At 74.0% G+C, this 20,881-nt stretch carries 22 protein-coding genes and 1 tRNA gene; 14 read left to right on the plus strand and 9 right to left on the minus strand.

Annotation, left to right across the window (positions count from 1 at the left end):
- Nucleotides 1–2: 2 nt before the first annotated feature.
- The 3 genes from ACH5A8_RS02570 to ACH5A8_RS02580 all read left to right on the plus strand — a co-directional run bounded on the left by ACH5A8_RS02570 (nt 3) and on the right by ACH5A8_RS02580 (nt 2,498).
- Nucleotides 3–854, plus strand: a complete 852-nt coding sequence (locus tag ACH5A8_RS02570; protein WP_398998239.1) for an ECF transporter S component — start codon at nt 3–5, stop codon at nt 852–854.
- A gap of 345 nt (nt 855–1,199) precedes the next feature.
- Nucleotides 1,200–1,619 carry a transglycosylase SLT domain-containing protein gene (locus ACH5A8_RS02575; RefSeq protein WP_398997120.1) on the plus strand — a complete coding sequence of 140 codons (420 nt, stop codon included), beginning with the start codon at nt 1,200–1,202 and terminating at the stop codon, nt 1,617–1,619.
- Between the two features lie 165 nt (nt 1,620–1,784).
- Nucleotides 1,785–2,498, plus strand: a complete 714-nt coding sequence (locus ACH5A8_RS02580) for a YoaK family protein (protein WP_398997122.1) — start codon at nt 1,785–1,787, stop codon at nt 2,496–2,498.
- Nucleotide 2,499: 1 nt separating this feature from the next.
- On the opposite strand, the gene ACH5A8_RS02585 is transcribed toward ACH5A8_RS02580, so the two are convergent.
- Together ACH5A8_RS02585 and ACH5A8_RS02590 are read right to left on the minus strand one after the other, a co-directional pair.
- Complete coding sequence (locus ACH5A8_RS02585) at nt 2,500–3,075, minus strand: cysteine hydrolase family protein (protein WP_398997124.1); 576 nt, start codon at nt 3,073–3,075, stop codon at nt 2,500–2,502.
- 87 nt (nt 3,076–3,162) lie between these two features.
- A complete protein-coding gene (locus ACH5A8_RS02590) occupies nt 3,163–5,265 on the minus strand; it encodes a bifunctional glycosyltransferase 87/phosphatase PAP2 family protein (protein ID WP_398997126.1) in 2,103 nt (700 codons plus the stop codon).
- Nucleotides 5,266–5,644: 379 nt separating this feature from the next.
- Here ACH5A8_RS02590 and proP point away from each other — a divergent pair, with 379 nt between their 5' ends.
- Both proP and ACH5A8_RS02600 read left to right on the plus strand, forming a co-directional pair.
- Nucleotides 5,645–7,117 (plus strand): glycine betaine/L-proline transporter ProP, encoded by a 1,473-nt coding sequence (gene proP / locus ACH5A8_RS02595; RefSeq protein ID WP_398997128.1) that lies wholly within the window; start codon nt 5,645–5,647, stop codon nt 7,115–7,117.
- A 117-nt stretch (nt 7,118–7,234) separates the two neighbouring features.
- Nucleotides 7,235–7,906: an O-methyltransferase gene (locus ACH5A8_RS02600; RefSeq protein ID WP_398997130.1), complete on the plus strand. Its 672-nt coding sequence runs from the start codon at nt 7,235–7,237 to the stop codon at nt 7,904–7,906.
- 238 nt (nt 7,907–8,144) lie between these two features.
- Here the strand turns inward: ACH5A8_RS02600 and ACH5A8_RS02605 are convergent, their stop codons facing one another.
- Nucleotides 8,145–8,537 carry an FHA domain-containing protein gene (locus tag ACH5A8_RS02605; RefSeq protein ID WP_398997132.1) on the minus strand — a complete coding sequence of 131 codons (393 nt, stop codon included), beginning with the start codon at nt 8,535–8,537 and terminating at the stop codon, nt 8,145–8,147.
- Nucleotides 8,538–8,682: 145 nt separating this feature from the next.
- On the opposite strand from ACH5A8_RS02605, the gene ACH5A8_RS02610 reads away from it, so the two are divergent.
- Nucleotides 8,683–9,099 carry a DUF1992 domain-containing protein gene (locus ACH5A8_RS02610; protein ID WP_398997134.1) on the plus strand — a complete coding sequence of 139 codons (417 nt, stop codon included), beginning with the start codon at nt 8,683–8,685 and terminating at the stop codon, nt 9,097–9,099.
- Between the two features lie 16 nt (nt 9,100–9,115).
- Here ACH5A8_RS02610 and ACH5A8_RS02615 read toward each other — a convergent pair whose 3' ends face one another.
- Complete coding sequence (locus ACH5A8_RS02615; RefSeq protein WP_398997136.1) at nt 9,116–9,775, minus strand: hypothetical protein; 660 nt, start codon at nt 9,773–9,775, stop codon at nt 9,116–9,118.
- Between the two features lie 165 nt (nt 9,776–9,940).
- Between ACH5A8_RS02615 and ACH5A8_RS02620 the strand changes: the two genes are divergently transcribed.
- Nucleotides 9,941–10,447, plus strand: coding sequence for a GNAT family N-acetyltransferase (locus tag ACH5A8_RS02620; RefSeq protein WP_398997138.1), 507 nt, complete (start codon nt 9,941–9,943; stop codon nt 10,445–10,447).
- Between the two features lie 36 nt (nt 10,448–10,483).
- Here ACH5A8_RS02620 and ACH5A8_RS02625 read toward each other — a convergent pair whose 3' ends face one another.
- Nucleotides 10,484–12,604, minus strand: coding sequence for an MDR family MFS transporter (locus ACH5A8_RS02625; protein WP_398997140.1), 2,121 nt, complete (start codon nt 12,602–12,604; stop codon nt 10,484–10,486).
- 235 nt (nt 12,605–12,839) lie between these two features.
- On the opposite strand from ACH5A8_RS02625, the gene ACH5A8_RS02630 reads away from it, so the two are divergent.
- Nucleotides 12,840–14,093, plus strand: a complete 1,254-nt coding sequence (locus ACH5A8_RS02630) for a peptidoglycan-binding protein (protein ID WP_398997142.1) — start codon at nt 12,840–12,842, stop codon at nt 14,091–14,093.
- Between the two features lie 54 nt (nt 14,094–14,147).
- Here ACH5A8_RS02630 and ACH5A8_RS02635 read toward each other — a convergent pair whose 3' ends face one another.
- Both ACH5A8_RS02635 and ACH5A8_RS02640 read right to left on the minus strand, forming a co-directional pair.
- Nucleotides 14,148–14,807 carry an HAD-IA family hydrolase gene (locus tag ACH5A8_RS02635; protein ID WP_398997144.1) on the minus strand — a complete coding sequence of 220 codons (660 nt, stop codon included), beginning with the start codon at nt 14,805–14,807 and terminating at the stop codon, nt 14,148–14,150.
- Between the two features lie 399 nt (nt 14,808–15,206).
- Entirely contained in the window at nt 15,207–15,785 is a 579-nt protein-coding gene (locus ACH5A8_RS02640; RefSeq protein WP_398997146.1) for a TMEM165/GDT1 family protein, read from the minus strand.
- Nucleotides 15,786–16,168: 383 nt separating this feature from the next.
- Here ACH5A8_RS02640 and ACH5A8_RS02645 point away from each other — a divergent pair, with 383 nt between their 5' ends.
- The 3 genes from ACH5A8_RS02645 (at nt 16,169) to ACH5A8_RS02655 (ending at nt 18,794) form a co-directional block, all read left to right on the plus strand.
- A complete protein-coding gene (locus tag ACH5A8_RS02645) occupies nt 16,169–16,822 on the plus strand; it encodes an HNH endonuclease family protein (RefSeq protein ID WP_398997148.1) in 654 nt (217 codons plus the stop codon).
- Nucleotides 16,823–17,511: 689 nt separating this feature from the next.
- Nucleotides 17,512–17,967 carry a DoxX family protein gene (locus ACH5A8_RS02650; RefSeq protein ID WP_398998241.1) on the plus strand — a complete coding sequence of 152 codons (456 nt, stop codon included), beginning with the start codon at nt 17,512–17,514 and terminating at the stop codon, nt 17,965–17,967.
- 191 nt (nt 17,968–18,158) lie between these two features.
- Nucleotides 18,159–18,794, plus strand: a complete 636-nt coding sequence (locus ACH5A8_RS02655; protein ID WP_398997151.1) for a DedA family protein — start codon at nt 18,159–18,161, stop codon at nt 18,792–18,794.
- Between the two features lie 140 nt (nt 18,795–18,934).
- Here ACH5A8_RS02655 and ACH5A8_RS02660 read toward each other — a convergent pair whose 3' ends face one another.
- Complete coding sequence (locus tag ACH5A8_RS02660) at nt 18,935–19,165, minus strand: DUF2277 domain-containing protein (RefSeq protein ID WP_398997152.1); 231 nt, start codon at nt 19,163–19,165, stop codon at nt 18,935–18,937.
- 123 nt (nt 19,166–19,288) lie between these two features.
- Nucleotides 19,289–19,657, minus strand: a complete 369-nt coding sequence (locus ACH5A8_RS02665; protein WP_398997154.1) for a hypothetical protein — start codon at nt 19,655–19,657, stop codon at nt 19,289–19,291.
- 206 nt (nt 19,658–19,863) lie between these two features.
- On the opposite strand from ACH5A8_RS02665, the gene ACH5A8_RS02670 reads away from it, so the two are divergent.
- The 3 genes from ACH5A8_RS02670 to ACH5A8_RS02680 all read left to right on the plus strand — a co-directional run bounded on the left by ACH5A8_RS02670 (nt 19,864) and on the right by ACH5A8_RS02680 (nt 20,668).
- Nucleotides 19,864–20,211: a hypothetical protein gene (locus ACH5A8_RS02670; RefSeq protein WP_398997156.1), complete on the plus strand. Its 348-nt coding sequence runs from the start codon at nt 19,864–19,866 to the stop codon at nt 20,209–20,211.
- Nucleotides 20,208–20,606 (plus strand): DUF952 domain-containing protein, encoded by a 399-nt coding sequence (locus tag ACH5A8_RS02675; RefSeq protein ID WP_398997158.1) that lies wholly within the window; start codon nt 20,208–20,210, stop codon nt 20,604–20,606. The genes ACH5A8_RS02670 and ACH5A8_RS02675 overlap by 4 nt, the downstream gene beginning before the upstream one ends.
- Nucleotides 20,597–20,668: transfer RNA gene (locus ACH5A8_RS02680), tRNA-Val, on the plus strand. The genes ACH5A8_RS02675 and ACH5A8_RS02680 overlap by 10 nt, the downstream gene beginning before the upstream one ends.
- Nucleotides 20,669–20,881: the final 213 nt, after the last annotated feature.

Here is a 20,881-nt window from a genome sequence, read left to right on the forward strand (position 1 = left end):
GGATGGGCCTCACCCGCACCGCCACCGAGGCGCGCGCCGCCGTCCAGGCCCGCGCGGTCCGGCTCGGCCCCCGCTCCGTGGCCGCGCTCCTCCTGGTGAGCGCGGTCGGCGCGGCCGGCTTCACCTGGCCCTTCCTGGCCCCGCCGACCTCTCGGCTCAGCGCGCACGCGCAGGACGCCCCGTGGCTCTTCGCGGGCCTGCTCGTGCTGCTCGTCGCCGTGGTCGCGGCGACGATCTCCGAGTCGGGGCTCGGCCCGAAGGCCGTCGCCATGCTCGGCGTACTGGCCGCGACGGGCGCGGCGCTGCGCCCGATCGGCGCCGGGACGGCCGGCCTGGAGCCGATGTTTTTCCTGATGGTGCTGAGCGGGCGCGTCCTCGGGCCGGGCTTCGGCTATGTGCTCGGCTCGGTGACGATGTTCGCCTCCGCGCTGCTCACCGGCGGGGTGGGCCCGTGGCTGCCGTTCCAGATGCTGGCGATGGGGTGGTTCACGATGGGCGCCGGTCTGCTGCCCGGCCCGGACCGCCTGCGCGGCCGCGCGGAACTGCTGATGCTGGGCCTCTACGGCTTCCTCGCCGCCTTCGCCTACGGCACGGTCATGAACCTGGCGGGCTGGCCCTTCATGGGCGCCCTCGCCTCCTCCATCGCCTTCGACCCGCACGCGGCGGTCCCCGCCAACCTGGCCCGGTTCGTGGCCTACTGCCTGGCCACCTCCCTCGGGTGGGACCTCGGCCGGGCCGTCGTCACCGTGGTGCTGACGCTCGTCGTCGGCCCGGCGGTCCTCAGGGCGCTGCGCCGGGCGACCCGGCGGGCCGCCTTCGAGACGGCGGTCACCTTCGACGCGCCGACCCGGTGAACCGTGCGTGCCCCGGGCGCATCCGACCGTGACCGGCCCGGTGAAGCACCCCACATGACCCGCATCACCTACGAAGTCCGGCCGTAGATCCACGAGCCTGGCGCGTCCGCGCCTTTCCCCGCGCCGACCTGCGCTTTGAGACGCCGCTCACACGGACACCCGCCGCCCGGGATGCGACGACAACTAGTAAAAGGGGTGGTTGCGCCCTTTTTTCCCGGCTGCTTCTCTGGAGCCCGTCGCAAGGAGCCGACGGTCCTCACGGGTCGCGGCGCCAGACAGTCCCTCCCCCGCCTCCGCGGGCTCCGGCTGTCCGCGATCCCCCGTCCCCGACGCAAGAGGTTCTCCGTGTCCGTCTCCTTCATCCGCCGCATCGCCACCCCGAAGAAGGCCCTCTCCACCGCCGCCGTGGCCACCGCCGCCCTCGGCATGGCCCTCTCCTCGGCCCCCGCCCACGCGGCCACCGCCACCGGCTCGGCCGCCGACGCGCAGACGATCGCGCACCAGATGATCCCGGACGCCGCGCAGTACAACGCCTTCAGCCACATCGTCGAGCACGAGAGCGGCTGGAACATCCACGCCACCAACTCCTCCTCCGGCGCCTACGGCCTGGTCCAGGCGCTGCCGGCCTCGAAGATGTCCTCGGCCGGCGCCGACTGGAAGACCAACCCCAAGACGCAGATCAAGTGGGGTCTGGACTACATGAACTCGCGGTACGGCAGCCCGGCCCAGGCCTGGAACTTCTGGCAGGCCAACGGCTGGTACTGAGCCATCCCTCAGTCCCCGTGCCACCCTTGCCGCGAGGAGCCGGCGCCGGCGACCCCGGCCCGAGCCACCTCGCGGCACTCGTGAAGGCGGCGGCCCCCGATCCCCGGGCCGCCGCCTTCGCCGTGTCCGGCCGCGGCCCGCCCGCGCTTCTGCTTCCCTGGTCCCATGACAGCGGACGCACAGCCGCACGGCGACCGTCCGGGCGGCGCACGCCCGGACGACCCCGAGGCCCGCGGTCTGCGCCTGGTCGTCGTGCTGCTGGGGCTGACGGTGGTCAGCGGGATGATCGACGCGGTCGGCTACCTGGGCCTCGGCCACGTCTTCACCGCGAACATGACCGGCAACGTGGTCGTCCTCGGCTTCGCCGCCGTCGGCGCCCCCGGCTTCTCGATCCCGCACACCGCCACCTCGCTGGTCTGCTTCCTCGTCGGCGCGCTGGCCGGCGGCCGGGTCGCGGCCCGCTACGGCGGTGTGTCGCGCCGCATCTGGGCACGGGTGACGCTGGCCGCGGAAGCGGTGCTGGTCGGGGCGTCGGCGGCGGTCGCCTTCGCCGCGCCGGGCGCCGCCGCGACGGCGTACGCGCTGATCGCCCTGACCGCCTTCGCGATGGGCCTGCGCAACGCCACGGTCCGCAAACTGGGCGTCGCGGACCTGACGACCACCGTCCTGACGATGACCCTGACCGGCCTCGCCTCCGATTCCCGCGCGGCCGGCGGCACCGGCCACCGCTCCCCGCGCCGCACGGCGGCCGTCCTCGCGATGCTCGCCGGCGCCGCCCTGGGCGCGTGGCTGGTGCTCCACCGCGACCTCGGCACGCCGCTGCTGGTCTCGGCTCTGGCGGCGGGCGTACTGGCGGTGGCGACCTCGGGGCGCGAGTGACCTACCGGCCCCCGGGGCCCTTGCCGCCGCCGAAGTCGACGTCCTCGGCCGCGACGACCCCGGCCGTGCGCCCCGGCGCCCGCTGGAAGCTCCAGTACAGGTTGGTGTGGGCTATGACCTGGTCCACCGGCGGCGCGCCCCAGCGCGTCTTGTCCCCCGCCGTGTGGGCGTCGGAGACGAGGATCGTGTCGTAGCCCCGGACGAACGCGCCGTGCAGGGTGGAGCGGACGCAGGCGTCGGTCTCCGACCCGGTCACGACGAGCCGGCCGACCCCGAGCCCCGACAGCACGGTCTCCAGGGTGGTGTCCTCGAAGGAGTCGCCGTAGTTCTTGTGCACCAGCGGTTCGCCGTCGCCCGGCACCAGCTCGGGCACGATCCGCCAGCCGTCGGTCCCCTTCACCAGCTCCTCGTCGGAGTGCTGGACCCACACCACGGGCACGCCCTCCCGCCGGGCCCGCTCGACCAGAGCGGCGATGTTCGCCACGACCGCGTCACGGGCGTGCGCCTCGCGGACGACGTCCTTCTGCACGTCCACGACGAGGAGAGCCGTGCGGGACCGGTCCTGAAGTGTGCTCATCATTCCCCCAGACACACACTGTCACTGTCTGCGCCCACCCTAGACCGCCCCACTGACAACGCCCTCACCCAGCGGCGAAAGCCCAGGTCACAGAGGCGCCGACCGCCCCGGGCCGGAAGCTGACCGCTCCGGTTCCGCGCCGGGCGTCGCCTCACCGGACCGCGGTCCTCGTCCTCGCTTCCCCGCGCTTCTCCCGGTGGGGCCGTTCGTGGCGCGGGGGCCCCGCAGTGCCTGTGCGAGGGCGAAGCCGCAGATGACGACCGCCGCGCCGCCCGCCGCGTCCAGGACCCAGTGGTTGCCGGTGGCGATGATGGCCGAGAGGGTGAGGAAGGGGTGGAGGAGGGCCAGGGCCTTCATCCACCCCCTGGGGGCGAGGATCGCGATCACCAGCCCGCACCACAGCGCCCACCCGAAGTGCAGGGACGGCATCGCCGCGTACTGGTTGGTGAGGGCGGTCAGGGTGCCGTAGTCGGGCTTGGAGAAGTCCTGGACGCCGTGGACCGTGTCGATGACGCCGAGGGTCGGCATCAGGCGGGGCGGGGCCAGCGGGAACAGCCAGAAGCCGGCCAGGGCGAGGAGGGTGGCGAAGCCGAGGGCCGCGCGCGCCCAGCGGTAGTCGGCCGGGCGGCGCCAGTACAGGACGCCGAGCACGGTCAGCGGGACCACGAAGTGGAACGACTCGTAATAGAAGTCGAAGAAGTCACGGAGCCAGTCGACCTTGACGACGGCGTGGTTGACCGCGTGCTCGACGTCGATGTGCAGGAACCGCTCCGCGGACAGGATCCAGTGGCCGTGGCGCTCGGCGCGGACCCGGCCGCCGGAGTTGGTGCCGCCGGTCGCCGCCAGCCGCACCTGCTGGTAGGCGGCGTAGGTGACGCGGGTGCCGAGGAGTTCCAGGAGCAGGTTGGGCCGGGTGAGGACCCTGCGCGGGAAGGAAACCGGCAGGTTGCGCCGGCGCTCCGGGGCCGGGGTGGCGTACCGGGTGGGGACCGGGGTCAGGTAGTGCTCGGAGGTGCGGGACAGGAAGGGGACGGACGTCGCTGCGGCCAGCGCGGCCAGCAGGACCATGTTGTCGCGCAGCGGGGTCATGACCGCCATGTTCGGCAGCAGCATCCTCGCCGGGAGCGTCATGACCAGGACGACGGCGACCGGCCAGACGTAGCGGTCCGAGGCGCGGCGGCCGGCGCGGCCGACGACCGCGAGCAGCACCCACAGCAGCTGGTGCTGCCAGGCGGTGGGCGAGACGGCGATCGCCGCGCAGCCGGTGACGGCGACCGCGAGCAGCAGCTGCCCGTCGCGGGCGTAGCGCACGGCGCGGTGGGCGCCGAGGACGGCGACGACCACGCCGAGCGCCAGGTAGAGGGCGATCTCCAGCGGGCCGGTCAGGCCGAACCGCAGCAGCGCGCCGTGCAGGGACTGGTTGCCGAGGGCGTCGGCGCGGCCGCCGAGGCCGACGCCCGCCATGTGGTGGACCCAGTAGGTGTGGGAGTCGTGCGGCAACGCGGCCCAGGCGAGCGCGGTGCACACGGCGAACGTGGCGCCGGTCCAGGTGGCGGCCCTCTTGCGGCCGGTGCACCACAGCAGGGGCGCGAACAGCAGCATGGTGGGCTGGAGGGCGGCGGCGAGGCCGATCAGGGCGCCGCCGGCCCGCCGGCCGCGGACGACGAAGCAGCCGAGGAGGACGAGCAGCACCGGGATGATGCTGGTCTGGCCGAGCCAGAGCGCGTCGCGCACCGGCAGCGACAGCATGAGCAGGCTGATCGCGACGGGCGCGGCGAGCAGCGAGGTGCGCCGGCCGGCCGGCTGGGGCAGGGCGCGGGCGGCGATCAGGCCGAGGGCGGCCACCAGCAGCAGGGTGCCGAAGGTCCAGCCCCAGCCGAGGGCGTCCTCGGCGGCCTTGGTCAGCGGTTTGAGGACCAGGCCGCCGAAGGGGGTGCCGGTGAAGCGGGACGAGTCGTACAGCGACCCCTTGACGTGCAGGACGCCTCTCGGGCCGACCCAGGTCTCCAGGTCGGTGAGCCGTTGCGCGCGGGGGGTGGCGAGGACGACGGCCACCTGTCGTATCGCGAGGAGTCCGACGATCAGCCAGAGGCCCAGGCGGGCCGCGTGCAGGCCGGGTCTGGGCGAGGCGGCCGCCGCTCCGAACGCTCCCGCCCCTGCCGTTCCTTGGCTGCGCTCCGCGTCCGCCACGCCCCGTCGGCCTCCCGCCCAGTACGTCCCGCGCGCACGCGCGCCGGAATCCCTGTGAACTTCGTGAAGCTCGCCGATCCCCGGAAAGACGCGGAAACCCCCGTCTTCCTCTGTCGTCTGCCCGGTGTCCGGCCGGACGTGACGGCCCCGCCCCTCTGTTCCGCGGCGGTGGCCTCGCCTTCCGACCGGGCGGCAAGTCATCCTTTGTCCGGATGACGATAGTGCGTCGGCTGTCCGGTTCCCGCTGTGGGGCGCGACAAGGATCACAGCGCGGGGCTGTGGGAGGCGGCCGTATTCGGGCAGATGTCCCTGCGTATCCGGTGTTTAGGTGCCCTACGCACCGATGCGCGTACGGTACGTAACGGGGTCAAGCGGTCGTATGGTCGATTTTCGGCCTGCCCCGTGCGGGCCGTTCCGGTCCGCACGACGGTGTCGCCGCGTGGGCCGTGTCCCTGTCCCCGTCGAAAGGCAGGCGAGCGAAGCCTTGTCGGTTGCCACAGTCACCGCCCCCCGGTCCGTGTCCCTCACCAAGAACCGCCGCGCCCCCACCGTCACCGACCCGGCGCTCGTCAGGCGCGCCGTGAAGGCCGCCGCGCTGGGCAACGCGATGGAATGGTTCGACTTCGGTGTCTACAGCTACATCGCGGTGACCCTGGGCAAGGTCTTCTTCCCCTCCGGCAACCCGACGGCGCAGCTGCTGTCCACGTTCGGCGCCTTCGCGGCGGCGTTCCTGGTCCGCCCGCTGGGCGGCATGGTCTTCGGCCCGCTCGGCGACCGGGTGGGCCGCCAGAAGGTGCTGGCCGTCACGATGATCATGATGGCCGTGGGCACCTTCGCGATCGGCCTGATCCCGTCGTACGGGACGATCGGCGTGGGTGCGCCGATCCTGCTGCTGGCCGCGCGGCTGGTGCAGGGCTTCTCCACCGGCGGCGAGTACGCCGGCGCCTCCACCTTCATCGCCGAGTACGCCCCGGACAAGCGGCGCGGCTTCCTCGGCAGCTGGCTGGAGTTCGGCACGCTGGCCGGCTACATCGGCGGCGCGGGCCTGGTGACGCTGATGACGGCGCTGCTGTCCTCGGACGACCTGACGTCCTGGGGCTGGCGGATCCCGTTCCTGGTCGCGGGCCCGATGGGCATCATCGGCCTCTACCTGCGGATGCGCCTGGAGGAGACCCCGGCGTTCGCCGCCGAGGTGGACAAGGCCGAGTCGGAACGCCCGAAGGTGCCGCTGCGCGAGATGGTCGCGGGCCAGTGGAAGGCGCTGCTGCTCTGCGTCGGCCTGGTCCTGGTCTTCAACGTCACCGACTACATGCTGCTGTCGTACATGCCCAGCTATCTGACCAGCGTGCTGAAGTACGACGAGACCCACGGCCTGCTGGTCGTGCTGGCCGTGATGGCGCTGATGATGATCGTCCAGCCGTTCGCGGGCGCGCTGACCGACCGGGTGGGCCGCCGTCCGGTGATCGCGGCCGGCTGCGTGGGCTTCCTGTTCCTGTCCGTCCCGGCGCTGCTGCTGATCCGCCAGGGCAGCCTGGCGGCGGTGGGCCTCGGCATGGCCGCGCTGGGTCTGCTGCTGGTCTGCTTCACGGCGGCGATGCCGGCGGCGCTGCCGGCCCTGTTCCCGACCCGGGTGCGCTACGGCTCCCTGTCGATCGGCTTCAACGTCTCCGTCTCGCTCTTCGGCGGCACGACCCCGCTGGTGGTCACGGCCCTGATCGGCGCGACCGGCAACATGATGATGCCCGCGTACTACATGATGGCGGCGTCGCTGATCGGCGGCGCGGCGGTGTGGTTCATGGCGGAGTCGGCGGGCCGTCCGCTGCCGGGTTCGGCGCCCTCGGTGGAGTCGTAGGGGCGACAGGCGCGGCAGCGCGTGGCGGAAATCCACCGCGGAGGCTCATGCACCGGGCTAGCATTCGTTAGCGCAGCTAGTTAGCACATCTAACTAGGCATACGAAAGGCTTGGTGCATGAGCGACTCGCAGCTCTGGAACGAGGTCGACGCCTACTTCTCCGCCCTGCTGGCCCCGGAGGACGAGGCGCTCGAGGCCACGCGGCGCGACAGCGACGCGCAGGGCCTGCCGCCCATCAACGTCACGGCGGCCCAGGGCAAGCTGCTGCAACTCCTCGCCCGCCTCCAGGGCGCCCGCAACATCCTCGAGATCGGCACCCTCGGCGGGTACAGCACCATCTGGCTGGCCCGCGCGCTGCCCGCCGACGGCCGCCTGGTCACCCTCGAGTACGACGGCCACCACGCCGACGTGGCCCGCCGCAACCTCGCGCACGCCGGCCTCGACCGGATCACCGAGGTGCGGGTGGGACCGGCGCTGGAGACGCTGCCCAAGCTGGCCGACGAGAATCCGCCACCCTTCGACCTGGTCTTCATCGACGCCGACAAGGTCAACAACCCGCACTACGTCGAGTGGGCCCTGCGTCTGACCCGCACCGGCAGCCTGATCGTCCTGGACAACGTCGTGCGCGACGGCAAGGTGACCGACGCGGCGAGCACCGACCCCAGTGTGCGCGGCACCCGGGCGGCGCTCGAACTGATCGCCGAGCACCCCCGGCTGGAGGGCACCGCGGTCCAGACGGTGGACAGCAAGGGCTACGACGGCTTCGCGCTGGCCCGGGTGCTGGACTGAGCCCCTCCGGCGGCAGCCGAGGCCCCCGGGACCGGCTCCAGGGCGTGGGGGGGGGGGGGGGGGGGGCCCCCCCCCCCCCGGCCCGGGGGGCCCCCCCCCCCCCCCCCCGCCGGGGGGGGGGGGGGGCGGGGGGCGGGCGGGGGCGCGCGGGCCGCGGGGGGGGCGGGGGGGGGCGGCGGGCGGGGGGGGGGGGGGGCGCCCCCCCCGCCCGCCCCCCCCCCCCCCCCGCCCCCACGCCCTAGACCTCGTGGTAGAAGCCGACGTTGACGCTGCGCGGGCTCGTGCGGTCCTGGACGACGACCTCGCCGGACTCGCCTCGGGGCAGCGCGGCGGTGCCGCCGTAGGCGAGGGGCCGCTCGTGCCCGCCGACCGTCAGCCGGACCTCGGAGGACGGGTCCGGCTGCGAGCCGCGCACCCAGGTGACCTGCCAGGCCCCGTCGGCCCGGCACAGGAACTCCAGGTGCACCCGGGAGACGAACAGCCAGTCGTCGGGCGTCACCAGACGGCACACGGACCCGTCCCGTCCCACCCGCAGCGCGGTGCCCGCCTCGCTGGGCGCGTCGGCCATCAGCATCCCGGCCGTGGCGCCCGCTTCCGTCCCGGAGACGGAGGCCATGGTGAGTTCGAGCACATGCGCTCCTCGTGGTTCGAGGCGCCCGGGCGTCGCCTCGTGCTCAGCCGCCCGGCCGCGTCAATGCCGTTGACGGCACGCCTGATTGGCGCACCGCGCGGCATGATAAATCGCCCGGCCAGGGCATGTCCGGCACAATGGAGTCATGACCGAGCGAAAGCCACCCGGTGTTCCGTTCGAGTCCTGGGTCGAGAAGGAGATCCGCGACGCGCAGGGGCGGGGCGACTTCGACCGGTTGCCGGGCGTGGGCAAGCCGTTGCCGGACGACACGACGTACGACGAACTGTGGTGGGTCAAGCGGAAGATGGCCCGCGAGGGGCTGTCCGTGCTGCTGCCGCCGTCGCTCGCGCTGCGCAAGGAGGCCGAGGACGCCCTCGCGGCGGCCTACGCGGCGCCCTCGGAGCCGGTCGTCCGGAGGATCATCGCGGAGATCAACTCCAAGATCCTCGACATGATGCTCAAGCCGCCGCCCGGCCCCCCGCTGGGCCTCAAGCGGTACGACGTCGAAGAGGTCGTCCGCGAGTGGCGGGCACGGCGGGAGGGCCGGGCGGCGGCCGAGTAGCGCTGCCCGCGCCGGATCAGTGGTCCGTGCGGGTGCGGCCGTCGTCCGCGTGGGCCGCGGCGTCGGCGCGCGTGGGGGTGGAGCCGGCCGCGGCGTGGTGGCGGTTCGCGTCGGAGTGCCCCGCGCCCATCAGCTCGTCGAACAGCTCCCGGGCCTCCAGCAGGGCGGCGCGCAGCTCCTCGGTGTTCCCGCTCCCGTCCCGGCCGTCGGCCGGCGCGGCGTACGCGGCCCGGTGGACGCGGCGGTAGCCGTGGACGTGGTGCCCGTGGTGCACGGACAGGGCGGCCAGCTGCTCCTCGTACTGCCCGCCGTCCGGGAAGCCCAGCGCACCGGCCAGGTCGGCGAGCAGCCCGTCCGCCTCGGTCACCGCCTCGTGCGGCGAGTCGACGAAGTGCTCCTGCACGGCCGCCCAGCGCGCCTCGAACCGCTCGCGCTCGGTCGCCTCCAGCGGCCGCCGCCGCAGGTCGCCGTGGCGTTCCACCCGGCCTGCGAGTTCACGCTCGGCGGCCTTGGTGTCGCCGTCGTGGCGGGCCACGGTCCGGTCGTACTCCGGTCCGAAGCGCTGCTTCAGGTTCTTCCCGCCGGTGCGGTTCCGGGCCCGCGGGGCGAGGACGGCCGCCAGCACGATGACGGCCGCGACGATCACGAGCACAGCGATGATCAGGCCTGTGGACATGGATGCCTTCCGGGTGTGGTCGGCCCAACTGGCCGGTTCCTCATTCGGGTTGCCCGCGAACCGGTTGACAAACCGGCGGCCGGCGGGGCGGCGTCCGGGCCGGGTCCGCCGCTGCGCCGCATATTCGGTTGCGGCGCCCGCGGTCCCCCCGCCGACAATGCCGGTATGACCTCGACGACCGCCTCCTGGACCGTGGCCCCGGAACCGTACGACTCCCCCGTCGCCGCCGCCCTGTGGCGGGCGTACTACACCGAGGTCAGCGACCGCTGGTATCTGCTGTACGAGGGGCGCCGCACCGATCCGGGCGACCTGGAGCGGGAGATCGCCGCCGACACCGGCGCCGAACTCACCCCGCCGACCGGCCGGTTGCTGCTCGCCCGGTACGACGGCGCGCCGGCCGGCACCGCGGGCGTACGGCTGCTGGACGCGGCCACCGCCGAGCTGACCCGGGTCTACCTGGGCGAGGACGTGCGCGGCAAGGGCGGCGCGGCGCTGCTGGTCGCCGCCGCCGAGGACGCCGCCCGCGCGCTCGGCGCCCGGCGGATCGTCCTGGACACCCGAAGCGACCTGGTCGAGGCCCGCGCCCTGTACGCCCGGCTCGGCTACGCGGAGACCGCGCCCCACAACGACAGCCGGTACGCCGAGCACTGGTTCGCCAAGCCCCTCCGCTGACCGGCGGGCCGGCCGCGCGTCAGGACGGCGGGCCGGTCAGGTCAGCCGGGTCACCGCCCGTTCGTCGTGCGGGCGTTCCGCGTCGGAGCCGCACAGCTCCCCGGTGAGTTCGTGCACCAGCCGCACCAGGTCGGACGTGCCCGCCCGGCCCCACCAGTCGCCGAGCAGCTCGGCGAGCGACTCCTCGCGGGCGTGCGCCAGCCGCCGGGCGACCTCGCGGCCCTGGTCGGTCAGGACGAGGTCGAGTCCGTGCCGCTCGGCCAGGCGCCGCTCCTCGACCTGGCGGGCGGCCTCCAGGATGACGGTGAGCGGGACGGGCACCCGCTCGGCCAGCAGGGCGGGCTCCACCCAGCCGTACTTGTTGATCCGCAGCACCAGCCAGCTCGCCGCGGGCAGCAGGTCGTAGCCGGCCCGGGCGGTGATCTGCCGGTAGATCTCGCGCCGCCCCTCGCGGGTGCCCAGCAGCGACAGGGCGCGGGCGACCTCGTCGTGCGAGGACCGCTCCACGGGGTTGGTGACGTAGGTCTCGGTGACGTCGGGGGCGGTGACCGAGCCGCGCAGGCGGTCCTCCTTCAGGAACCAGGACAGCACGAAGGCGAGCAGGGCGACCGGGGCGGCGTAGAGGAAGACGTCGGTGATGGCGGAGGCGTAGGCGTGCAGGGCGGCCGGGCGCAGCGTCGGCGGCAGGGCGACGATGCCGCGCGGGTCGGACTTGAGGGCGTCCGCCGAGGCGCCCGGCGGCAGCGTGGCGCCCCTGAAGGCGGCGGCGAGCTTGTCGGCGAGCCGGCTCGCGAAGACCGTGCCGAAGATCGCCACGCCGAAGGAGGCGCCGATGGAGCGGAAGAAGGTGGCGCCGGAGGTGGCCACGCCGAGGTCCTCGTAGCTGACCGCGTTCTGCACGATGAGCACGAGCACCTGCATGACGAGGCCGAGGCCCAGACCGAAGACGAAGAAGTAGCCGCTCATCTCCGCGGTGGAGCTGTGCTCGTCGAGGCGGTGCAGCAGGAGCAGGCCGATGGCGGTGACGGCGGTGCCGGTGACCGGGAACACCTTCCAGCGGCCGGTACGGCTGACGATCTGCCCGGAGCCGGTCGAGGCGAGCAGCATGCCGACCACCATCGGCAGCATGTGGACGCCGGACAGGGTGGGAGAGATGCCGTGGACGACCTGGAGGAAGGTCGGCAGGTAGGTCATCGCGCCGAACATGGCGAAGCCGACGATGAAGCTGATGACCGCGGAGAGGGTGAAGGTGCGGATGCGGAACAGCTTGAGCGGCAGCACCGGCTCGGCCGCCCGGCGCTCCACCGCAACGAACGCCACGGCGAGGACCACGCCCAGCACCGCGAGGCCGATGATCTGCGGCGAGCCCCAGCCCCAGGTGGTGCCGCCGAGCGAGGCGACCAGGACCAGGCAGGTGGCGACCGAGGCGATGAGCAGCGTGCCGAGGTAGTCGATGACATGGCGCTGCGCCTTGCGCGGGATGTGCAGGGCGGCGGCGATCACGGCCAGGGCGACCACGCCGACGGGCAGGTTGACGTAGAACACCCAGCGCCAGCTGAGGTGTTCGGTGAACAGGCCGCCGAGCAGCGGCCCGAGCACGCTGGTCGCGCCGAACACCGCGCCGAACAGGCCCTGGTAGCGGCCGCGTTCGCGGGGCGAGACGACGTCGCCGACGATCGCCATCGACAGCACCATCAGCCCGCCGCCGCCCAGGCCCTGCAGCGCCCGGAACGCGATCAGCTCGGGCATGTTCTGCGCCATCCCGCACAGCGCCGAGCCGATCAGGAAGATCACGATCGCGGTCTGGAAGAGCTTCTTGCGGCCGTACTGGTCGCCGAGCTTGCCCCACAGCGGGGTCGCGGCGGTCGAGGCCAGGAGGTAGGCGGTGACCACCCAGGACAGGTGCTCCAGGCCGCCGAGGTCGCTGACGATGGTGGGCAGCGCGGTCGACACGATCGTCTGGTCGAGCGCGGCGAGCAGCATGCCGAGGAGCAGCGCGCCGATCGAGACGAGGACGTTGCCGGACACGTGCTCGGACTCCGGCGCGCCGGAGCCGCGCGGCGAGGCGAACGCCGGCGACGGGGCGCCGGCGGCCTCCGCCACGGCGTCACCCGCCGGACGGCCCACCGGACCGCCCGGGCCGACCGCGCCGCCCATCGGATCGTCCGTCGGATCGCCTGTCGTTCCCGTCCTCCCCGCCCTCCCCGTCCTGCCGTCCGCATCCCCGGCCATGGAGACCTCCCGACGCTCTCGTGACACCTTCCATCGTCATCGGTGTGTCCCGTTATGGCCTGTCGAGCCCTCCCGGAAGCGGCCATTCCGGGGGCTTCGCGGAGGCGGTGTGGAGAGGATCTGCATAATCCTTGGAGTTCGGACGGGAGGGGACCGACGCGTGGAAGAACCGAACGGACACGTCTGCCCGCAGTGCGGTGCGCCCCGGGGCACGGACAACTCCCCCTCGTGCGCCTGCGGGCAGCGCGCGGCGGACGCCCTGCGCGACACGCGGACGGCCGAGGCCGCCGCCGCGGAGGACTTCGATCCGCTGCGGATACGCCCGTACGTGGACATCGACGGGCCCGGGACGGGTCGCACCCCCGGACAGACCGGCGCCGCCGCCCCGGAGGCGAGCACGGCCGGTTCGGGAAGCACGGCCGGTTCGGGAAGCACGGCCGGTTCGGGAAGCGCGGGCGGCACGGGAGGCGCGGGCGGCGCGGGTGACGTGTCCGGTGCTTCGGGCGGCGCGACGCCCGGAGGGCCGCCGGACGCGCCGGACGCGGGCGCGGGGGCCTGGTCAGGGGACGCCGCCCGGACGCGGCCGATCCCCGCCGTCGAGTCCACGATGCCGCTGCGGACGGTCGCGCCGCCGCCCGGCATCGCCGCTCCCGCGGCGCCGCGCGCGGGTGAACCCAGCGCCTCGGACCTCAGCCTGTTCGACTCCGGCGACGACGGCCCCCCGACGGCGGCCATGCCCATGGGCCGGCCGGACGGGGACGGAGACGGGGACGCGGAAGACGGACCGGAAGGGCCGCCGGCCCGGCGCGGGCGCCGGCCCGCCGTGCTGCTCGCCGTGGCGGGCGCGGTGACCGTGGTCGTCGCGGCGGCCGGATACGCGACCGGGTTCTTCTCCTACGAGTCCCCGGCGCGGGACGACGCGGCGGCCCACGAGGTACGGGAGAGCATCCCGGACGCCGCGACGCACCCGGCTCCGTCGTCCGCGGCGGCGACCTCCGCGGCGCCGCCCGCGCCGTCCGCGTCCGCCTCGTCGAGCCCGTCGCCGTCCGCCGACCCGAGTTCTTCGCCGTCCACGTCGCCCTCGGCCACGACGGCCTCGCCCTCGCCGTCCGCGTCGAAGTCCTCCGGGCCGAGCTCACGGCCCACCGCACCCACCCAGAGCGCGACGACCACGCGGGCCACCGACCCGGCGCCGTCCGGTCCCGCCCTGCGGCTCGGCGACCACGGCCCCGAGGTCTCCGCACTCCAGTCGCGCCTGGCGGAGCTGTACCTCTACACGGGCCCGGTCAACGGCGACTTCGACCAGCAGGTCGAGCAGTCCGTACGCGTCTACCAGTGGTCCCGCGGCACCACCTCCGACGGCCTCGGCGTCTACGGCCCGGCGACCCGGGCGAGCCTGGAATCGGAGACCTGACCCGACCGGACGGCGTGACGTGGGGACCGACGGTCACCGCTCGGACGAGAGGCTTCAGCCGACGTGCAGGCGGACGGTTCCGTCCTCGGCGGGTTCGACGCGTATCCGCGTGAGGTCGGGCACGGTCGCGTCGGGCCGGTGGTACGCGGCGCGCGGGCCGATGCCGATCACCCGCATCCCGGCGGCGCGCCCGGCCGCGATGCCAGCGCCGGAGTCCTCGAAGACCACGCAGTCGGCGGGCGCGACGCCGAGTTCGGCGGCGCCCTTGAGGAACCCCTCGGGGTCGGGCTTGCTGGCGCCGACGGACTCGGCGGTGACGCGCACGTCGGGCAGCGGCAGGCCGGCGGCGGCCATCCGGGCCGTGGACAGGCCCACGTCGGCGGAGGTCACGAGGGCGTGCGGCACCCCGCGCAGCGAGGCGAGGAACTCAGGCGCCCCGGGAACCGGCACCACGCCGTCCATGTCGGCCGTCTCCTCGGCGAGCATGCGCGCGTTCTCCGCGTGGTTCTGTTCCGCGGGCCGGTCCGGCAGCAGCAGCGCCATCGAGGCGTGGCCCTGGCGGCCGTGGACGACCTTCATCACCTCGTCGCCGTCGAGGCCGTGCCTCTCGGCCCAGCGCCGCCAGATCCGTTCGACGACGGCATGGGAATCGACGAGCGTGCCGTCCATGTCCAGCAGAAGGGCGCGGGCGGTGAACACGGCGGTGGCCGTCATGGGCAACTCCAGGACGAGCGGACGGGCGGGGGCGTACGGGGGAGGCGCCCGAGGGGACAAGGCGGCTCCGCCCGCCGGTCAGGGGAAGCGGGCGGAAGCCACTTTGTTTCTCTACGGTACAAAACAACGCGGGCATCCCGCCACCGGCCCCGGCGACACTTCACCGGATGTTCAGCTTCGGCGGGCGGCGACGAGCGCGGGAGCGGGCCGGGCGCGGACGCACGACCGCGGGCCGGAGCGGCGCCGGGCGGCCCGCGGCGACCCGCGACCGCCACCCGCGCCCTCACCTGGAGCCACGGCCGCCCACCGCGCCCGCACCCACGCACCCTCACCCGCACCCGCACCCGCACCCGCACCCGCACCCGCGGCAACGGCCGCTCACCGGGCCCGCGCACCCGCTCAGGCCACCGCCTCCCACAGGCTCCAGACGCCGAGCGCGAGCATCAGGGCGGCGGCGATCTTGGTGATCAGGGACAGCGGCACCTTCCGCATCAGGGCCTTGCCGCCCACGATGCCGAGACCCGCGACCGCCCACAGGGCCAGCACCGCGCCGAGGCCGACCGAGATCGGGTCGTCGTAGCGGGCCGCGAGGTTCGCCGTCATGATCTGGGTGAGGTCGCCGAACTCCGCGACGAGGATGAGCATGAACCCGGTCCCGGCGACCTTCCAGAAGGACTGGTCCTCCGGCCGCCGGATCTCCTCCTCGCCGTCGTCCTTCTTGAACAGCAGCACCGCCGCGCCGCCCAGGAACAGCACACCGGTCAGGGCGTGCACGATCCGCTGCGGCAGCAGGGTGAGCGCGCTGCCCGCCGCGACGGCCAGCACCACGTGCAACAGGAAGGCGGCGGCCACGCCCGCGAAGACGTACGAGGCGCGGTAGCGGGTGCCGAGCACGAGCCCGGCGAGGGCCGTCTTGTCCGGCAGCTCGGCGAGGAAGACGACGCCGAAGACGAGCGCCAGGACGCTGAGACTGATCACTGTTCCTCAATCGGTCGGGCTGCCCCCACCGAGAGTGCTGCGGCTCGCACGGCCAGACGCCTCGGCAGGGCAGCACACGGTCACCCATGCCGTACGCACGGGCGTGCACTGCTTGCCGAAGGTCTCGCCGGCCGGTCCGGTCATTGATCCGGGCCTGCCTCCGGGCGCCGGCTCAGACGAGCTGAGCAGTATGTCGACGGTCCGGCGAAGGACTACTCCCCTTCTGCGCCGTCCATGGTACGGGACCGAAAGTCCGATCGAACCCCTTGTCGTGTCATGCACGCGTCACTAGGTTCTCACCCGACGCACACCTCCGCGCAACACGGTGTCGCGAGCATTCCCCCTGCCCGCGCACAACAACCCCACCCTCCAAGGGAGTTCGCATGTCCCGCAGGCCGAAGTTCTACGCGCGTCGACGACTGGCCACCCTCGCGGCCCTCACCGGATTGACCGCCTCCATAGCCCTGCTCGACTCCCCCACCGCCTCCGCGGCCCTCCCCACCCCGGTCAGCGCCGCCACCGCGCGCAGCTACCTCTCCTCGCTGACCGTGGCCGCCGAGAACCGCACCGGCTACAGCCGCGACCTCTTCCCGCACTGGATCACCATCAGCGGCAGCTGCGACACCCGCGAGACGGTCCTCAAGCGCGACGGCACGAACGTCACCACCAGCTCCACCTGTGCGGCCACCGGCGGCAGCTGGTACTCCCCGTACGACGGCGCGACCTGGACCGCCGCCTCCGACCTGGACATCGACCACCTGGTGCCGCTCGCCGAGGCCTGGGACTCCGGGGCGAGCAAGTGGACCACCGCCCAGCGGCAGGCGTTCGCCAACGACCTGACCCGCCCGCAGCTCATCGCCGTCACCGACAACGTCAACCAGTCCAAGGGCGACCAGGACCCGGCCACCTGGGTGCCGTCCCGGTCGGCGTACGTGTGCACGTATGTCCGCGCCTGGGTGCAGGTGAAGTACTACTACAACCTGTCGGTCGACTCGGCGGAGAAGAGCGCGCTGCAGGGCTACCTCGCGAGCTGCTGACCGCCGGCCGCTCCCTCCCGGCCCGGCCGGTCATCCCTCCCCGGCCCGGCTGACCACGCCTCGCCCGGTCCGCCCGGTCCTCCCTTCCCTGTCCGGCCGACCACGCCTCGACCGGTCCGTCCGGTCGGTCCTTCCCGGTCCGGCCGGGCACGCCTCGCCCGGTCCGCCCGGCCGCCCTCCCCGGTCCTCCCGGACCGCCCCTCCTGGTCCGCCCGCCGGCACCTCGCGTGCCCGCGGGCGGTCTGCGTTGAGCCACCGGGCGCCCGTCCCCGCGGGGGCGGCCTCCGGTCCGGCGACCGGTGCAGGGGACACACACCGCACGGACGGTCAGCCCGGTCACGGCCGGCCCCGACCGGGGCGCAGGCGGCGCGGGGTGGCCGGGCGGGCGGGTCGCGGAGCGGAGGGGCGATCCGCCCGGCCGCCGGGCCGCCGGGCCGTTCCGTGGTGCACCCCGGTTTCCCCCTCTTCGTCCAGGTCGCGGGCCCGGTTCACACTTCCCCCCATACGCGCCGTACCTGCGCAAACAGAGCCGCAAACGGAACCCCGCGCATGGCTGAATGTTGAACTTGCAAGCACTACTTAGGTTCACCTATCCTCGGTCACCCGTTCGGATCCGTCCCCACGCCGGCCCCTTGTCACACTTCCCTCCCCAGGGCCGGCTTGACCGAAGGAGACCCCTTATGACCGGCCTGACCGGACGTCTCAACTCCGCGCAGCCGTACGCCCTCGGCCTGTTCCGCATCGTCGTCGGACTGGTCTTCGCCTGCCATGGCGCCGCCTCGATCTTCGGCGTGCTCGGCGGCGCGATGGGCACGCACGGCGGCACGGTCCCGGCCGGCACCTGGCCGGGCTGGTACGCGGCCGCCATCCAGCTGGTCGGCGGCGTCCTCGTACTGCTGGGCCTGGGCACCCGGGCCGCGGCGTTCGTCGCCTCCGGCTCCATGGCGTACGCCTACTTCGACGTGCACCAGAAGGCGGCGCTGTGGCCGATCCAGAACGGCGGCGATCTGCCGGTCCTGTTCTGCTGGTCGTTCCTGCTGCTGGTCTTCACCGGCTCCGGGGCGTTCGGCCTGGACACGCTGCTCGCCCGGCGCACCGGGCAGCAGAAGCAGCCGGCCGCCGAGCAGACACCGGTCGCCGCCTGAGCGCGGCCCCCGGCCGCCGGCCAGGCCGGTCGACGGCCGGGGGGCCTGCGTACGCCTGCGCCTACGCCCCCGGTGCACCTCCTGTCACACCGGCGGCGTACGCTGTATGGCTGTTCACAGGCCGCCCCTGCCGCTCCCCCGCGACGTCGCGGCACGATCCGGTCCACGGGGGGAGTTACAGGGAGTTCTCGGTGCTGGAGAGTGTGGCGAGGGTGGGGTCGCTCACCGGCACTCCATGGATCTATGTCGTGGTGGCCCTCTCGGTGCTGCTCGACGTCTTCCTGCCCCTGCTGCCCAGCGGTGTGCTGATCGTCACGGCGGCCACGGCCGCCGCGGCCGGTTCGGGCGCCGCCACGGGGCACGTTCCGCGCGACGTGCCCGACATCCTCGCGCTGACCCTGTGCGCGGCCACCGCGTCGGTGCTGGGCGACCTCGTCGCCTACCGACTGGCCTGGCGCGGCGGTGAACGGCTGGACCGCGCGATCGCCCGCTCCCGCCGGCTGAGCACCGCGCAGGAACGGCTCGGCGTGGCCCTGGCCCGGGGCGGCGGCGCGCTGGTGGTCATCGCCCGGTTCGCCCCGGCCGGCCGCTCGGTCGTCTCCTTCACCGCCGGGGCCGCCCACCGCCGGGTGCGCGAGTTCCTCCCCTGGTCCGCGCTGGCCGGCCTGTCCTGGGCGGCCTACAGCGTCGCCCTCGGCTACTTCGGGACGCGCTGGCTGGGCGCGGCCTGGCTGGCGACGGGCGTGTCGGTGGCCGCGCTGTTCGCGGCGGGCCTGGGCGCGGCCTACCTGATGCGCCGCACACCGGAACGCCCCCAGGCGTCCTGACGGCGGGCAGCCCGTACGGGGCGCGGGCGGAGCGCCGACGCCCGGCACGGGCGGACAGGCCGGGCGGCGTCAGGCGGCCGCGCGGGCGAGCCGGGCATGCGCGGGCAGGGCCTGCGCGGCAGGGGCGTGCCGGACGCGTGTCATCCGGCCTTCTGCGGGGCGCGACCGCGTACCTCCAGGCCGGCCAGGAGCTCCTCCGTCGCCGCGGTGACCGCGTCGACCGCACGGTCGAAGACCTCGCGGTTGTGCGCGGCGGGCGCCCGGAAGCCGGAGACCTTGCGCACGAACTGCAGCGCGGCGGCCCTGATCTCCTCCTCCGTCGCCTCCTCGGGCAGTACGGGCGGACGCAGCGTCTTGATACTCCGGCACATGCCCCCAGTGTCCCCACCGGGCGGCGCCAGGACCAGCCCGACGGACGAACCCGACGGACCACCGCCCACCGGACCACGACCCGCCGGTCCGGCGCCTCGGGCCGGTCGCGGGCCGGCGGCGGCTCAGGCCGTCATCTGCCCCAGGACGAGCATCGCGCAGAACAGCACCCCGAGAAGGCCCAGCCCGATCCCGCCGACCCGGGCGCCGCCGCGCGGGAGGAACAGGCCGACCAGGGTCCCCACGGTGACCAGCGGCACGCCGACGCGGTCCACCGCCATCAGCGCGTCGAAGAAGCGCAGCGGGCCGCGCACCCCGTCCTGGCAGGCGTCGCAGGCGATGGCGAGCAGAGGGCCGACGGCCCCCACGACGAACCCGGCGAGCAGCACGAACACGGCGAGGACGGCGAGCCCGGCGTGGTCGGCGGCGGTCCGGGACCGGGACGGCCGGGGCAGCGGGGACGGGCCGGTGGCGGTGTGCGCGGTGTTCTCCATGACCATGACGCTACGGAGCGTGGCGGCGCCCCGGCATCCGCGCCGGTACTCAGGCCGGCGCCCACACGTACTCAACAGGTCCCGCGCGCACCCGCTCAGGTCCCGCTCGCGCCCGGCGCGTCCCGGCCCGCACTCCCGCCATCTCGAACACACGACCCCATGGAAGCGACTCGCGACCCAAAATCGAACAGGCGTACCATTGCGCCGTGGCTACGCCCTATGACTTCCCGAGTGACCTCCTGGCCGGCCAGGAGGAGCTGCATCAGGTCCGGGCCGAGCTGTCGGCCCTGCTCAAACGGCTGCCCTGGTCGGTCGAGCCGCTGGACGGGTTCGGTGACGACGGAGGGTGGCGCAAGGTGGAGCGGCCCGCCTCCCCGGGCTGGACCGCCGACGAACAGGCCGAGGTCGAGAAGCTCCGCCGCCGTGAGCACGAGCTGGCGGTGTTCGTCACCACCCACCGATACTGGTCGGAGTTCACCGGCCCGGACGGCGTCGACGCCCGCAGCCGGCTCAAGCATGTCCGTGACGAGGTCCCCGGCGGTGAGGACGCATGATCTACCACGTGGTGCCGTCGGCCGAGTGGCAGGCCGGCCCCGACCGCCCCTACGCGCCCGCCTCCCTCGCCGAGGACGGCTTCGTGCACTGCTCCCCGGACGAGGCGACGACCCTGGCCGTCGTGGACGCCTTCTACCGGAACGCGCCCCGGCCGCTGCTGGCGCTGGTGATCGACGAGACCCTCCTCGCCGCCCGGCTGGAGTGGGAGGCGCCCGAGCCCGCCCCGCCGCCCGGAGTGCCCGCGGGCACCGCGTTCCCGCACGTCTTCGGGCCGCTCGACCGCGCCGCCGTCGTCCGGATCCGCGAGGTGTGCTTCGACGAGGAGGGGCGGCCGACGGGTTTGCGGGACAGTCCCCCCGGCAGGGTAGGCTGTCCACTCGTCCCGGGTGCGTAGCTCAGGGGTAGAGCGCCTGCCTTACAAGCAGGATGTCGGCGGTTCGAAACCGTCCGCGCCCACCGATCGCCGCGGGTCCGTCGCGGCGGCGAGCAGGCCCAGGTCACCGGCACCGCCCGGAGACCTGGGCCTTCGTCGTGTCCGGCCGTCTTCGGTCATCACCGGTCGTCACCGTGCCCCGGCGGCCCGGCAAGGAACGCCGCCGCCAACTCCGTGCCGCCGCCGAGCCGGTGGGCGTCCAAGCGGCCCCGGCGGGCCTCCGGGTCCGCGGGCCG

This window comes from Streptomyces sp. NPDC018610, from assembly GCF_044391765.1.
Taxonomy (GTDB): Bacteria; Actinomycetota; Actinomycetes; order Streptomycetales; family Streptomycetaceae; genus Streptomyces.

What these genes read in the sequence shown, in the direction of transcription:
- ACH5A8_RS02570 (WP_398998239.1), top strand. Translation starts at nt 3, where the DNA reads ATGGGCCTCACCCGCACCGCCACCGAGGCGCGCGCCGCCGTCCAGGCC.
- ACH5A8_RS02580 (WP_398997122.1), top strand. Translation starts at nt 1,785, where the DNA reads ATGACAGCGGACGCACAGCCGCACGGCGACCGTCCGGGCGGCGCACGC.
- ACH5A8_RS02585 (WP_398997124.1), bottom strand. Translation starts at nt 3,075, where the DNA reads ATGAGCACACTTCAGGACCGGTCCCGCACGGCTCTCCTCGTCGTGGAC.
- proP (WP_398997128.1), top strand. Translation starts at nt 5,645, where the DNA reads ATGGTCGATTTTCGGCCTGCCCCGTGCGGGCCGTTCCGGTCCGCACGA.
- ACH5A8_RS02600 (WP_398997130.1), top strand. Translation starts at nt 7,235, where the DNA reads ATGAGCGACTCGCAGCTCTGGAACGAGGTCGACGCCTACTTCTCCGCC.
- ACH5A8_RS02610 (WP_398997134.1), top strand. Translation starts at nt 8,683, where the DNA reads ATGACCGAGCGAAAGCCACCCGGTGTTCCGTTCGAGTCCTGGGTCGAG.
- ACH5A8_RS02615 (WP_398997136.1), bottom strand. Translation starts at nt 9,775, where the DNA reads ATGTCCACAGGCCTGATCATCGCTGTGCTCGTGATCGTCGCGGCCGTC.
- ACH5A8_RS02620 (WP_398997138.1), top strand. Translation starts at nt 9,941, where the DNA reads ATGACCTCGACGACCGCCTCCTGGACCGTGGCCCCGGAACCGTACGAC.
- ACH5A8_RS02625 (WP_398997140.1), bottom strand. Translation starts at nt 12,604, where the DNA reads ATGGGCGGCGCGGTCGGCCCGGGCGGTCCGGTGGGCCGTCCGGCGGGT.
- ACH5A8_RS02635 (WP_398997144.1), bottom strand. Translation starts at nt 14,807, where the DNA reads ATGACGGCCACCGCCGTGTTCACCGCCCGCGCCCTTCTGCTGGACATG.
- ACH5A8_RS02645 (WP_398997148.1), top strand. Translation starts at nt 16,169, where the DNA reads ATGTCCCGCAGGCCGAAGTTCTACGCGCGTCGACGACTGGCCACCCTC.
- ACH5A8_RS02660 (WP_398997152.1), bottom strand. Translation starts at nt 19,165, where the DNA reads ATGTGCCGGAGTATCAAGACGCTGCGTCCGCCCGTACTGCCCGAGGAG.
- ACH5A8_RS02665 (WP_398997154.1), bottom strand. Translation starts at nt 19,657, where the DNA reads ATGGAGAACACCGCGCACACCGCCACCGGCCCGTCCCCGCTGCCCCGG.
- ACH5A8_RS02675 (WP_398997158.1), top strand. Translation starts at nt 20,208, where the DNA reads ATGATCTACCACGTGGTGCCGTCGGCCGAGTGGCAGGCCGGCCCCGAC.